Source organism: Nonomuraea sp. NPDC049486, assembly GCF_040676925.1.
GTDB classification, from domain to species: domain Bacteria; phylum Actinomycetota; class Actinomycetes; order Streptosporangiales; family Streptosporangiaceae; genus Nonomuraea; species Nonomuraea ferruginea.
Genome location: NZ_JBFAPV010000006.1, coordinates 345,586 through 358,638, shown reverse-complemented (window position 1 = coordinate 358,638; position 13,053 = coordinate 345,586). Strand labels below are relative to the sequence as shown.

The 13,053-nt window shown below is 74.5% G+C and carries 9 protein-coding genes; 5 read left to right on the top strand and 4 right to left on the bottom strand.

The genetic code is table 11. The annotated features are described in order from the left end of the window. The first annotated feature begins 38 nt into the window (after window positions 1–38). Complete coding sequence (locus tag AB0K05_RS20455) at window positions 39–2,183, top strand: hypothetical protein (protein WP_364230812.1); 2,145 nt, start codon at window positions 39–41, stop codon at window positions 2,181–2,183. A gap of 49 nt (window positions 2,184–2,232) precedes the next feature. Here AB0K05_RS20455 and AB0K05_RS20450 read toward each other — a convergent pair whose 3' ends face one another. After that, window positions 2,233–4,560: a rhamnogalacturonan lyase gene (locus AB0K05_RS20450; RefSeq protein WP_271278859.1), complete on the bottom strand. Its 2,328-nt coding sequence runs from the start codon at window positions 4,558–4,560 to the stop codon at window positions 2,233–2,235. Between the two features lie 118 nt (window positions 4,561–4,678). Here AB0K05_RS20450 and AB0K05_RS20445 point away from each other — a divergent pair, with 118 nt between their 5' ends. Genes AB0K05_RS20445 through AB0K05_RS20430 form a run of 4 tightly spaced genes read left to right on the top strand, consistent with a single transcriptional unit; the run spans window position 4,679 to window position 10,701 of the window. Beyond that, window positions 4,679–5,368, top strand: a complete 690-nt coding sequence (locus AB0K05_RS20445) for an ATP-binding cassette domain-containing protein (protein WP_148031502.1) — start codon at window positions 4,679–4,681, stop codon at window positions 5,366–5,368. Further along, the gene (locus tag AB0K05_RS20440) at window positions 5,355–6,566 is read left to right on the top strand and encodes a hypothetical protein (RefSeq protein WP_271278861.1); all 1,212 of its coding nucleotides are present in this window, start codon (window positions 5,355–5,357) and stop codon (window positions 6,564–6,566) included. Before AB0K05_RS20445 ends, AB0K05_RS20440 begins: the two co-directional genes overlap by 14 nt. Beyond that, entirely contained in the window at window positions 6,563–8,260 is a 1,698-nt protein-coding gene (locus AB0K05_RS20435; protein WP_271278862.1) for an ABC transporter permease subunit, read from the top strand. The genes AB0K05_RS20440 and AB0K05_RS20435 overlap by 4 nt, the downstream gene beginning before the upstream one ends. Further along, window positions 8,257–10,701 carry a hypothetical protein gene (locus tag AB0K05_RS20430; RefSeq protein ID WP_271278863.1) on the top strand — a complete coding sequence of 815 codons (2,445 nt, stop codon included), beginning with the start codon at window positions 8,257–8,259 and terminating at the stop codon, window positions 10,699–10,701. Before AB0K05_RS20435 ends, AB0K05_RS20430 begins: the two co-directional genes overlap by 4 nt. Before the next feature lie 604 nt (window positions 10,702–11,305). Here the strand turns inward: AB0K05_RS20430 and AB0K05_RS20425 are convergent. From AB0K05_RS20425 to AB0K05_RS20415, 3 genes are read right to left on the bottom strand one after another with little or no spacing between them, the layout of a single operon-like run. Next, complete coding sequence (locus tag AB0K05_RS20425; RefSeq protein WP_271278864.1) at window positions 11,306–11,836, bottom strand: OsmC family protein; 531 nt, start codon at window positions 11,834–11,836, stop codon at window positions 11,306–11,308. 15 nt (window positions 11,837–11,851) lie between these two features. Further along, entirely contained in the window at window positions 11,852–12,466 is a 615-nt protein-coding gene (locus AB0K05_RS20420; RefSeq protein WP_271278865.1) for a VOC family protein, read from the bottom strand. Further along, on the bottom strand, window positions 12,463–13,029 hold the full coding sequence (locus tag AB0K05_RS20415) for an alkylhydroperoxidase domain protein (protein ID WP_271278866.1): 567 nt from the start codon (window positions 13,027–13,029) through the stop codon (window positions 12,463–12,465). Before AB0K05_RS20415 ends, AB0K05_RS20420 begins: the two co-directional genes overlap by 4 nt. Window positions 13,030–13,053 lie beyond the last annotated feature (24 nt).

The window sequence follows — 13,053 nt, the reverse complement described above, 5'->3', positions numbered from 1 at the left end:
CTTCTCTACGGGGCGTGCCGCCGCCCGGGAGGAGGCTCGTGAACCGCTGTGTGATCCGGCTCGACCTGCGCTCCACCACCGGCGAGGAGGCGGTCGCGAGGGCCGGGGCGCTGCTGTCGGGCGAGGAGCAACCCGATCTCCGGCTGCTCCTGCTGGTCGACGACGCCCGGGCGCTGAAGGCGCATCAGCGCGCGTACGAGACGCTGACGTCCTCGGGGTACACGGACGAACTGCTGTGCGTCGCGGTCGGGCCGATCGACGGAAACCCCCCGAGACTGGAGGTGCCGGGCAACCTCGCTCAGGGCGCGGGGATCATCTGGGTGCCGGACCCGTGCGGGATCGACTGGGAGCTCGCCGCCGCGGCTCCCGCCACGCGCAGGAAGCGGAGTCACGGGCCGGAGACCGAGCTGCTCCGGCTGCTCGACGTCCTGTCCCAGCCGGAGGTCTTCCACGGGACCCTCAGCCGCGTCCGGCGGACGCCGGACCTGATCGCCAACCCCGGCCTGCGGCTGGTGGGACCGAGCGGCGACGCGGGCGATCTCCAGCCGGCCATGGCCTCGGCCGCCGCCCGCATCCTGGCGCCGGGCAGAGGCCGGGCACCGGAGATCTCCTGCGGCGAGGAGCACGGACAGAGCCGGCCGATCCGGCTCCGTTCCGGCGGGCCGCTGGCGGTCGCCGCCGACGAGGCCAGGACTGCCGTCGCCGAGGCCACCGCGGTGGCCGGCGAGCTGATCGACGGCGCCTCCTTGTTCACCGGCGCCCCCGGCGCCGAGGCGGTCGCGGCCGACGCCGGCCGCCACCTGAAAGCGCTGCGGGCGCGGCTCGAAGACCTTCTCTCCGCCGCGCACACCACCACGGGCCTCACCACCCGTCAGCAGGAGGCGATCGAGCGGGCCGGCGTCGTCCTCCCCGGCTTCGAGGAGTTCGAGCCCGCGGTGGCGCGTGACGCCATCAGCGGCTACCTGACCCGCGGGCTGCGGGCGGGAGCGTCCCTGCCCGTGCTCATCGGCGGCCTGGACGGGTGGCAGGAGAGGCTGACGCCGGCGGGCAGCGGAGCCCGTCTCCCCGACCTGCGCCGGGCCTGCCCCGACGAGCTCCTGACCCGGCTGCTCCGTCCTCTGCCGATGCCGGAGCCGCAGAGGTGGCTGCCGGCCATCGGGCTGGTGACGGCCGCGCTCGCGACGTTCGCCCCCTTCGGCCCGGCCGGTGGGGTGCTGATGGCGGCGCTCTGGACCCTGCTGGTGGCGCTCACCGTGACGCGTGGTCCTGGCGGACGGCTCGGCGCCCGGGCCGGCGCGCTCGTCGCGAATGCGGCGGCGGGGGCGGCGGGGGTGGTGTGCGGGACGGTGATCACCATCAGGGCGATTCCCGCGCCCTTGCCGCCGGAGGTCTGGGCGCCGCTGCTCGTCGCGGCGCTGACCCTGGCGCTCGGGGCCGCGCGCGCCTCATGGCGGTCCAGAGCCGGCGCCTGGGCCCGGGATCGCGGGCTGGATTCGGCGGAGCGGGCGGTCGGCGACCTGCTCGCCGTCGCCACCGCCGCCGCCGGGGACTGGGCGCGGGCGGGGGCGCGGGCCGCCACCGCCGACGCGGCGGCCCGGGTGGGCGCGGCGCTCGAACAGGTCTCCGCGGTGATCCGGAACCACGTCTCCTCGGCGCAGGTCATGCCCCGGCCGGACCCCCGGATCGAGCGCTGTCTCGCCGACCTGGTGGAGCGGGCGATGGCGCCACGGGTGCGCGACCTGGCGGCGGGTTCGACCGCCGAGCACGCCGAGTGCGCCCGCGTCGTGACCACCGAGCTGCTCGCCGTCTGGCAAGCGCACGCGTCCGAGCACGGGGTGTACGCTCCACCGCCGTTCGCCCGCGAGCGGGACGGGGAGGCGGCCGCCCTACCCGAGGAGGAACTGCCCGAGCTGATAGCGGCCGCCGGGGCCGACGCGCACGCGACCATGTGGCAGCTCTGCGCGGCCGAGGACCTGCCCCTGCTGGACCTCGGTTCGGCGCCCACCGCCGTGGTCCGGTTCGCGCCGCTGCGCGACCGCGCCGCCCTCGAAGACCTCCTGCCCGCCGGAACCGTGTGGACCCGGTCGGCCCGGCGTGCCGGCACCCTGCGCCTGGTCCCGGCACGGCCCGGTATCGCGTACCGGAGCCGGGCGGGCGAGGCGGAGCAGGAGGCCGGCCGCTGATGTCACCCCCCAGCCGGCCGTCGCCAGGCCGGCGGAGGGGTCGCTTCCCCTACTTGCGCGGGGTGCGGATGCGCGGGATCGGCACCTTCGACCAGTCCATGTCCGAGGCGAGGTAGAAGCTCGGGTAGGCAGGCTGGTTGTAGGTGGTCTGCTGGCGCGCGACCTCGACGCGGTACTGCGGGTCGTGCATCAGCGTGTACAGCTTGCGGTCGGTGACCTCCGTGCTCAGGTAGATCCGTACGGCGGTGCTGTCGGCGGTGCGCACCAGCAGTTCCTCGCGCCAGTCGCCGAGCACGTCGGCGACCAGGCCGGGGTTGCCCTTGGTCCAGTTGTTGGTGAGCGTGCCCTCGGCGGTGAGCAGGGTGCCGCGCTTCCAGTCGTCGATGGTCGGCGTCTGGAGCACGGTGGTGGCGGTGCCGTTGACGACCTGGGTGGTCATGTCGGCCGCCCAGCGGATGCTCATGTTGGTGCCGGGCACGTTCCTCCCCAGGTGGTCGCCGCGGGCCGACCAGAGGCCGGCGTCGATGGCCTGGTCCGGCGGCATCGAGGACCACGCCTCCAGGCCGCGGACGGCGGGGTCGATGTCGCCGGCCATGCCGCGGCCGGTGTCGACGCCGCTGTAGCCGCCGAACAGCACCTCGCCGGTGGCGGCGGCGCGCATGGCCCAGCCGTACGGGGCCCACTGGCCGCCCTCGTGCACCGTCCAGATCTCCAGGCCCTCGCGGTCCGGGTCGAGGTCGGCGACGTGCATGGCGTCGCCGTGGCCGAGCCGCACGTTCTGGCCGGGGACGGCGCTGCCGGGCGGGCCCTCGGCGAACGAGGAGTACAGCAGGCCGCCGTCGTGGTCGATGGTCGCGGCCCCGTACACGATCTCCTGCTTGCCGTCGCCGTCCACGTCGGCGGCGCTCAGCGAGTGGAAGCCCTGGGTGGTGAGGGTGGCGTACTCGGGGTCGGTGCCGTCGACGCCGTGCGGGGAGGCGTTGAACGGGTTGTCCATCGGCACGTGGCCGCTGTCGACGTACCAGGCCTCCTTGAGCCGCCTGCCGTCCCAGTCGTAGGCGACCAGCGTGGAGCGGGTGTAGTAGCCGCGGGCGAAGACCGCCGACGGGCGATCGCCGTCGAGGTAGGCGACGGCGGACAGGAAGCGGTCGACGCGGTTGCCCGGCTCGACCCTGGCCATGGCGTAGTCGCCCCACAGGAGGCCGTCGTCGCCGCGGCCGGGCTTGTAGGGAATGGTCTGCAGTTCCCTGCCGGTGGCGCCGTCGAAGACGGAGAGGTATTCGGGGCCGGTGAGAATGAAGCCCTCGAATTCCCGCAACCGGTTGTTGCCACTGCGGGCGGGCGCGTACACGTCCACGAAGTAGGTCGCCAGGTCGGCGGCCGACTCGCGGGAGAGCGGGTAGGCGTGCCGGGGCTCGATGCCGAACGCCTGCTCCAGCGTGGCGGGCCAGCGCCCGGCCACCACCTCGGGGTGCTCGTGCCAGCCCTGGAACATCTCGACGAGGTGGTCGAAGTAGCCGGCGGCGCTCTTGCGGTAGTCGTCGGCGTGCGAGTATCCGGCCCTGACGTCCTTCTTGGGCATCGTGATGTGGCGCTCGGACAGCACGCGGCCGTCGCGGCCGTAGCGGGTGACCTTCGTGCCGGGCGCGGTCTTGAGCATGGCCTCCGAGCGGCCGTCGCCGTCGAAGTCGTAGACCAGGAACTGGGTGTAGTGGGCCCCCGCGCGGATGTTGACGCCCAGGTCGAGCCGCCAGAGCAGGGTGCCGTCGAGCTCGTAGGCGTCGATGTAGGCGTTGCCGGTGTAGCCGCGCTGCGAGACGTCCTTGGAGTTGGACGGGTCCCACTTGACGACGTACTCGTACTGGCCGTCCCCGTCGACGTCGCCGACGCTCAGGTCGTTGGCGGAGTACGTGTACGCCTCGCCGGCCGGGGTGACGCCGTCGGCGGGCTTCTTCAAGGGAAGATCGTGAAACGATTCAACCCACGGCGTCACGGCAGGGCCGCGCGGCCCCTCCCGCCCCTTGACGATCGGGGCGATCCGGTAGGAGGACGTGGCGGTGCCCGCGCTGTCGAGATAGTTGGTGCTGTCGGTGACGGTGGCGATCGGCCGGCCGTCGCGGTAGACGCGGAAGTCGGTGCCGGTCATGCCCCACCGGCCGTGCCCGGTGACCTCGTCACCGAGCAACCGCCAGCTCAGGAACACGCCCTGACCTGTCGGGACCGCGACCAGGCCGCGGTCGAGGCGTTCGAGCTGGACGCCGCCGTGGCGGCCATGACCGTCGCGGCCCGCCTCGGCGGGCTGGGCGGCGAGGGTCAGCGAGAGCAGGGCGGCGGAGGCGGCCGCCAGGAACCGGCGGGCGCTGCTGGGGGGAGACATGCCCGGATTGAATCGATATAACAACCGTTTGTCAAGAGCGGGATTCCTCGCGGCGACTTTTCCGCAGGAATCGCTGTTCGGCTTCTCCCTTGGATTTCGTTCGGGTAAATGTCAATTGGTGGACGGGACAGAGAGCAGTGCCCGGGAGCCGCTCGTACGGGTGAAAGGTCTTCACTGGGAGGCCGACGGCCGGCCGCGCGGCCTGACGCCCGACCCGCTGGCCGTGCGGTCCGGGCAGACGGCGGTGCTCGTCGCGCACGACGCCGAGGAGGCCGACCTGGTCGCCGACTTCCTGCTCGGCCTGTCCTGGGGCCACGACGGCGTGATCACCATCGGCGGCGAGCAGGTCACGCAGGCGACGTGGGAGCGCGAGATCGGGCTGGTGCCCGCCGGCGCGGGGCTGCTCCCCCACCTGACCGTCGAGAAGAACCTCGTGCTCACCTCCTTCGACGAGCGGGCCAGCGCCCGGGTCCAGGGCCGGGTCGCGTACATGGCCAGGCGGACGCAGATCGAGGGATTCCTGCACGCCCGGCCGCACGAGCTGGCGCACGACGAGCGGCTGGCCGTCGCGCTGACCCGGGTGCTGTGCCGGCACCGCCCGGTCAAGGTGGTGGTGATCGAGGACCGTACCGGGTTCGGGCCGTGCCACGCGGCGGTGAGCGCCGCGCTGAGCGCCGACCCCGGGCTGGCGGTGCTGGTGATCACCGACGACCGCACCCGCGTGGCGAGCCTCGCGCCTCCCACGCTGTTCTGGGATGTCACCGACTGGGACGTGACCGACGAGGAGGTGGCGGGTGCTCAGCCGTAGACGGTTCCTCGCGGCGATCCCCGCCGCCGGGTTGGCCGCCGGGTGCGCCGGGACCAGGCCGCTGCGGGTCGCGGTGGTGTGGAGCGGCGACGAGTTACGCCGGTTCCTCACCGTGGCGCGCGACTACCCGCACCGGACGGTCACCGTCTACTCGGCGGGCGACAACATCGCCGCCCTGCTGCGCGGGCCGTCGACGGAGGTCGCGCCGGACGTGGCCGTCATCCCCCGGCTCGGCATGCTGTACGAGCCGGGGATCCGGGCCGGGATCAGGCCCCTGGAGGACCCGCCGCCCCAGCCGGAGTTCTGGCGGCGGCTGGTGTCGCCGGTGCCGGGCCGGGTGCTCGGCGCCTGGTTCAAGATCGCGCACAAGTCGCTGGTCTGGCACCGCGACGACCACGGTCTCCCGCTTCCCGAGACGCTCGACGCGTGGACGCGGCCCCGGGGCACGCTGTCGATCGGCGCGGCCGACGGGTGGATGCTCAGCGACTGGTTCGAGAACGTGCTGCTGGCCCGCAGCCCCGGCACGTACCCCGGGCTCGGCTCCCAGGCGGAGCTGTGGGGGTCCGCCGAGGTGGCGGAGGCGCTGGAGCTGCTGGCGGCCGTCTGGCAGGCCGGCATGACCGCGGAGCAGGGCCGCCGGGCGCTGACCCTGCAGTTCCACGACTCGATCCTGGACGTGTTCACCTACCGCACCGCCGATCTGGTGGCCGCGCCCGACTTCGCCTGGCCCGTCATCGCCCGCTACGGCGCGGCGGGCGTGACGGCCGCGCACTTCCGCTTCCCCGCCGCCTCGGCCGCCGCCGGGCCGCCGCTGGTCGTGGGCGGGGACGTGGCGCTCGCGCTGAACGCGGGCGACCCGGACGCGGCCGCGTTCGTCACCTGGCTGACGGGCCCCGAACGGCCCGCTGCGCTGGAGGCGTGGGCCGGCGAGGGCGGGTTCCTCGCTCCGCACATCCCGCCGGAGGTGTCCCCGCCGGGGCTCCGGGGACCCGCGGGCGAGCTCGTCCAGGCGCGGAACGCCCGGTACGACCTGTCCGACCGGCTGACCGGCCCGCTCGCCGGGGGCGACGGGCGAGGGCTGTGGCTGATACTCACCGACCTGTTCACCGCGGCGACCGTGACGCGGGAGCGTCCGGCGGCGGCCGCCGCCGCGGCGGCCGCCCGGCTGGTGGCGACGGCCCGCAAGGGGGCGGCGTGAGCGAGGACGCGTTCCTGTACGAGGTGGCGCCGCACCACGACACCCGGGCCCCGGCCGCCCAGCACGGGATCGGCCGCTGGCGGGCGGCCCGCTACCTGCTCCTGGCGGTCCTGCTCGCGGCGGGGGTGCTGCTCGCGCCGCTGGCCGCCACGGTGCTGATCAGCCTGTCGGACGGGCTCGGCCACTACCGGGTGCTCACCGACCCCGACGTGCTGCGGGCGCTCGGCAACTCGCTGGTGTGGCTGGGGCTGGCCGTGCTGGTGTGCGCCGCCGGGTTCGGGCTCGCCTGGCTGGCACGTGACGTCGGCCGACGGCTCGGCGGCGTGCTCCGCGTCGTCCTGGTGCTGCCGGCGGTGGTCTCGCCGCTCACCACCGGCGCGATCTTCCGCCTGCTGTTCGACACCAACCCGCAGCGGGGCGCGGTCAACGCGGTGCTGGCGGCGTTCGGCGCCGACGTGGCCTTCCTCGGGCTCGGCTGGATCTGGCTGGTGCTGGGGCTGGCGTTCTTGTGGCAGTGGTCGGGGGTGGCGTTCCTGGTCTTCCACGAGGCGCTGGCCAGGATGCCGGCGAGCCTGCTGCGGATGGCGCAGGCGTTCGGCCTGGAGCGGCGCCGCCAGATCTGGTCGATCGTGCTGCCGTCGCTGGCCGGGGCGGCGTCGCTGGCGTACCTGCTGGCGGTGGTGGCCGCGGCCCGGGTGTTCGACCTGGTGCTGATGGGGGCGCCGGGCTCGATGCAGCCGTGGGTGGAGCCCGGCGGTCAGTTCTGGTGGCGGCACCACAGCGACCTGGGCACCGGGCCCGCCGCCGCGCTCGCCGTGCTGCTGTCGGTGCTGGTCGGGCTGCTCGCGCTGCCCGCGCTGGCCGGGCTGCGCCGGCAGGTGACCTGGCCGGAACAGCGGGCCGTCCCGCACGGGCGGCGCTCGCGCCGGCGGCTGCTGATGGGGCCGCTGGCGGCGCTCTGGCTGCTGCCGTTCGTCGTGCTCGTGCTCACCTCGCTGCGCGCTCCGGAGGCGGCGGCCGTGTCGGGATGGTGGCACATCCAGGCCGACCTCCGCTCGTACGGGGACGCGCTCGCCGACAGCGGGTTCACCGGCGCCCTGCTGACGACGCTGGTGCGCACCGTGGTGGTGGTCGCGCTGGTGCTGCTGGCCGCGGTCCCGGCCGCGTACGTGCTCGCGCAGGAGCACCTGGTGCCCCGCAGGGCCTGGCGCCCGGTGCTCCTGGTGGCGGTGGCGCTGGCGGCGCTGCCGCCGCAGGCGTTCGCGGTGCCGCTGCAGGAGTCCCTCAGCCGGCTGGTCGGCTCCACCCTGGCGCTGGTCACCGTGCACGCGGCGCTGGTCATCCCGCTGGCCGTGCTGGTGCTGCACCGGGGGTTCGCGCGGGTGCGGGCGCCGGTGATGGCCCGGCACCGGTGGGCGCTCGTGCACGCGGTGCGCGAGGGGTCTCCGTCGGTGGTGCTGGCCGGGGTGCTGGCGTTCGTGCTGGTGTGGAACGACACGCTGGTCGGGCTGCTGCTCAACTGGCCGGCGGGCGACCATCTGCCGCTGATCCTGCTGGAGCAGAATCGCCACTTCATGAGCACGGCAGGGACGCTGGCGGCCCAGTCGGTGATCGCGACCGCCGTGCCGGTGGCCCTGGTGATCGTCACCAGGCGCCTGTTGTACCGCGGGCTGACGGGCGGGGTGCGCGCATGACCGGGATGTCGCGTAAGGAGCGGCTGCGCTTCTGGCTGGACCGCACCTCCCGGCAGGCGCGGGCGCACCTGCCCGAGCTCGGCCTGTCCGGGCTGGTGACGGCCGGTGAGCTGGTGCTCCTCCTGCAGGACGAGTTACGCGGGAAGGCGATCGACGCCGTGGTGGCGGTGCTCCCCGCGCCGCTGCTCATCCCGCTCGCGATCGTCGCGCCCGTCGTGGCGGGGCTCGGCACGCACCTCACCCGGCGCCTGCGCGCCCGCGAGACGCCGCCGCCGCTGCCCGTCGGCGGGCAGATGTCCTTCCCTGACCGGGTGGAGCCGCTGCTCGGGCGGGGGGACAAGGTGCGCGAGGTGGTGGACCGGTCGCACGACAGCGGCGTCGTGGTGGTGCAGGGCGGGACCGGCACCGGCACGTCCACGCTGGCCGTGCACGCCGCCTGGGAGCTGGCCCCGGAGGAGAGCCGGCAGCGGTACGTGGACGTGCGCGGCCCCGACCGGGACCGGCCGGAGACCGAGCTGAGCGTGGCCCAGCGGGTGCTGCGCGCGCTCGGCAGCCAGCCCGGCCTGATCCAGGAGCCGCACGACGCCGCGCCGCTGATCAAGGAGGCGCTCTCCGGCAGGGACCGGGTGCTGCTGCTCGACAACGTGAGCACCTGGAGCCAGGTCGCGTGGCTGCCGCCCCGGGTGCCGGACGCGCACATCGTGATCGCGGGCGAGCTGGCCGGAGAGCTGCCCCAGCACATCAAACCGGTCCAGGTGGGCCCGCTCTCTGCGGAGGACGGGGAGGCGCTGCTGGCCGCGCAGGTCCGCGACGACCGGGTGACCGGCGACCCCCTGGCGCTGCGGTCACTGGTGGAGGCGTGCGTGCGCAGCCCCGCCGAGATCGTCAAGCTCGGCCGGTGGCTGGAGCGGAACCCGGGCGTGACGCTCGCCGCCCTGGTCGACGACCTGAGCCGGCTGCCGGTGGACGAGAGGCTGGGGTTCGTGCTCCAGCGCAGCATGCAGGGGGTGGACCCGGCCGCCAAGCGGCTGTTCGTGCTGCTGGCGGGCCTGCCGGTGGCCGAGGTCGACCACCGGGCGGCGGCCGCCCTGCTCGGCGTGCCGTCCGCGGACGACGCCATCGCCGAGCTGTCCGGGCGCGGCCTGGTGGAGAACGTGCGCATGACGCGCGTCCGGGTGATCGGCGCGTTCCACGACAGCGGCTCGGCCGACGACGCGGCCTGGCGGCGGCTGGTCGAGCACTTCGCCGCCCAGGCCGAGGCGTACGCCTCCCTGCTGCCCGACGATCCGGGCGCGGGCGCCTGGTTCGCCGCCGAGGACCGGGTGCTGCTGCAGGTGCTGGCCCGCGAGCAGCCCGTACGCAAGACCGCACGCGCGCTCGGCCGCATCGGCGCGGCGCTGGAGGCCTGGTTCGCGCTGGAGCAGCGGCACGAGGACCGGCTGCGGGCCGCCGCCCTGCTCGCCTGGGCGGCGTGGGAGCTGGGCGACGAGCGCGTACGGGCGGCGGCCGAGCTGCGCCAGGCGAAGGCGCTGATCACGCTCGGCAATCCGGAGAAGGCGCGCCAGCACTTCAACCGGGCCGCGGCGGCGTGGGGCGCGGTCGAGGCGTGGCCGCCCGAGCTGCACCTGACGCACGCGACGATCCTGCTCGCCTCCGGCGACGAGTTCACCGCCGTGGAGTCCGCCCTGGTCCAGTACGGTCAGGCGCTCGCCCACGGTGACACGGCCGGCCACGCGATCAGGCTGGTCAACGTGGCCGCGCTGCTCATGCGCCGCGCCCAGCCGCTGGACGGCGGTGAGGCGCGGCGCCTGTACGCGGACGCGCGGGCCGTCCTGTTCGAGGCGCTGCACCAGGCCGAGCAGAGCGCCGACGAGCGCACGCGGGCGCACGCCCACGAGCTGCTGGGGCTCGCCCACTGGCAGCTGGACCACGCTCGGGACGCCATGAAGCACTGGAAGGAGTCCGAGCGGCTGTACGAGCGGACCGCGGACGACATCGGCCGGGCCCGCTGCCGGGTGCAGCGGGCGACGGCCTGTGCGGCGGAAGCGGCCGCCCTCCCGGACCGGGCCGCGGCGCTGGCCGGAGAGGCGGCGCGGCTCAGACGGGAGGCGGCGGCGCACCCGGACCGGGCGGCGCGGCTGGAACGTGAGGCCGTGGCGGTGCTGGAGGAGGCGTCCGCCCTGCCGGCCCAGGCGGCCGCGCTGGAACGGGAAGCGGTCGCGCTCCTGCGGGAAGCCGAGCCGCGACTGCCACCGGAAGGCCTCACCACGGCACTCGCCCACCTGCAACTGGCCGCCCTCTGCCGCGCCGAGGCGGCGACGCACCGCGCGGCGGGCCTGGCGGCTCTCGCGCCATGGGACGGGATCGCCGAACCCCGGCAGGTGACCGAGATCCGCAACCGCCTCCAACCACCCGAACCCCATCCGCCAGCCCCATCGTGACCCCCTACCGTCGCCGGGCATCTGCGGGGACAGTTCGAGCGAGCCCCACCACAGCCACAAACACCCGCACACACCGGAACCTCGATCGGGCCCTACGACAGCCACAAACTGGCACAGGAGATCTGAGAAGGCAGACCGAGCGGGCGGCGTCCGCGAGCACCCGTGAGGGCTCGGCCCAGGCCGGACGCGCCTGATCCTCTGGATCAACAGGCGCCTGGAGGCGTGGTGGCACTCAGGAGCACGCCTGGTCCTCGTGACAGGCAGGCTCTCCCGCAGGCGAGGCAGATCGAGCGGGGGACGTCCGCGAGCGCTTGCGAACGCTCGGCCCGGGCCGGGCGCGCCGGACCTTCGGGGCCAGCAAGCGCTTCCGCAGGCGCGGTGATGCTCGGAAACGCGCCTTAGCCCTCAGATCAGCAGGCGCGACTGGAGGCGCGGTCGCGCTAAGGGGCGCGCCTGATCCTCGGGATCAGCAGGCGCGGTCGCGTTCGGGAACGCGTCTGGTCCTCTGGACCGGCAGGTGCTCCGGGGGCGTGGTCAGCGCTCGGGGTGCGCGGGTGCCGGTCTCACGGTCGCGTGCCGTCTGGGTGAGGCGATCGGGAGATGGTCATGCCGCCGCGGTGGGGTGTGATCGTACGATCGTGCCGGTGATCTGCTGTGGGGCGCGGAGCAGGTTGAGTATGGGGCACACGCGCTCAACCTCGGCGTGCAGCCGGCCCAGTTCCTCGTCGGAGGCGGGCGAGTCGATCAGCACCTCGTAGCGGAAGTCGTACGGGTGGACCGGGACGCCGCTCTCGCCCGGTTGCTGGGCTCTGGGATCGTACGAGGCCCGTACGTCCACCTCCAGGGCGTCCAGAGGCACTTCCAGCTCGGCTGCCTTGATCAGGAAGATGTGCGTGACGCAACTGCCCAGCACGCCCGCCTGCAGCTCCGGTGACCCGGGGCCGAGGTCGTAGCCGGCGAAGTCGGGGCCGCTGTCGCTGAGGATCCGGTGGTCGCGGATGCGGATGCGCCGCACGCCGCTCCGGCCCTCGGCCGTGACATGCGCGTGGAGGGGCACCGGGCCGCCGGCCGGGGCGGCGCGGCGGGCCAGCAGGGCGGCGCGCTTCTGGGACAGGTACTCGCGAAGGGTGCTCATGCTCTCGTTTCCGGTTCAGTGCAGGGTGATGGGGCCGAGCGGGGTGGTGAGGACGGCGCGGAGCGCGGGCTCGGGGCCTTGTGCGACGTCGAGCGGGGCGCCGACGGCGGCCAGGTCGCGGCGGAGGGCGTCCGGGTCGGGGTGGGAGGCGGTCAGGGATTCCAGCTCCAGCTGTGGCAGCCCGGAGTCCGCCGGGTGCGGGGTGCCGCCCCAGTCGATGAGGAACGGCACCGGCCTGACCGCCGCCGGAACGTCCCGCCTGGTGAGCCGCCACTCCAGCAGGACGCCGCCGGGGGTGCGCCGGGACAGCGGCTGGACCTCGCCGGGGTCGTAGCCCTTCTCGCGCGCCCTCCGGACGGCCTCGTCGAGGTCGTCCGGCCTGATCGCCCAGGCGGCCAGGCGGGGTTCACGCAGGTTCTCCAGGCCGAACGCGCGCGGCCGGGCGCCCGGCCGGTCCGGGTCGGGGCCGATGATCTCCAGGTAGCGGCCGGAGCCGAGGCCGACGAGGTGGTTGGCCGTGCCGCCGGGATGGCTGCCGCCCGCCACCGGTTCGACGCCGGTCAGCGCGGCGAAGGCGGCGACGCCCTCCTTCAGGTCGGGCACCGCGTAGACGAGGTGGTCGATGGTCACCGGTCCTCCTTGACGGGTTCGCCGAGCGAGAGCATGAGCCGGTTGGCCCAGTTGAAGAACGCGGCGGCGTGGATGACGTCGCTGATGGCCAGGTCGTCGAGGCCGGCCGCGCGCAGCGCCTCGACGTGGGCCACGTCGAACTCGCCCGGGGTGGCCGCGACCGCCACCGAGGCGTCGATGATCGCCCGCCATCTGCCGTCCTGCGGCGCTTGCACGCCCTCGTCGAGCAGCCGCCGCACGTCGTCCGGCCGCTTGGCGTAGTGGGCGGCGAACCGCGCGTGCACCGACGCGCAGAACACGCACCCGTTGCGGCGCGACGTGGCGGTGGCCGCCAGCTCACGCTCGGCGCGCGGCAGCCCGCCGTCGGTGTTGTGGAAGATGTCGTTGTCGGTGTGCGTACGCGCCTGCAGCACGTGCGGGTCACGTGCGAGCAGCAGGAAGTACGGCGACGCGGCGCGCGCCCGGTCGACCAGCGCCTCATGGTGCTCGTCGGTCAGCTCCTCCGCGCTCAGCGGCGCCAGCCACGGCGCCCACCCGAGCCTCTCCAGCGTGAAACCGCTCATACCGCCACCTCCGTACGATCGAGC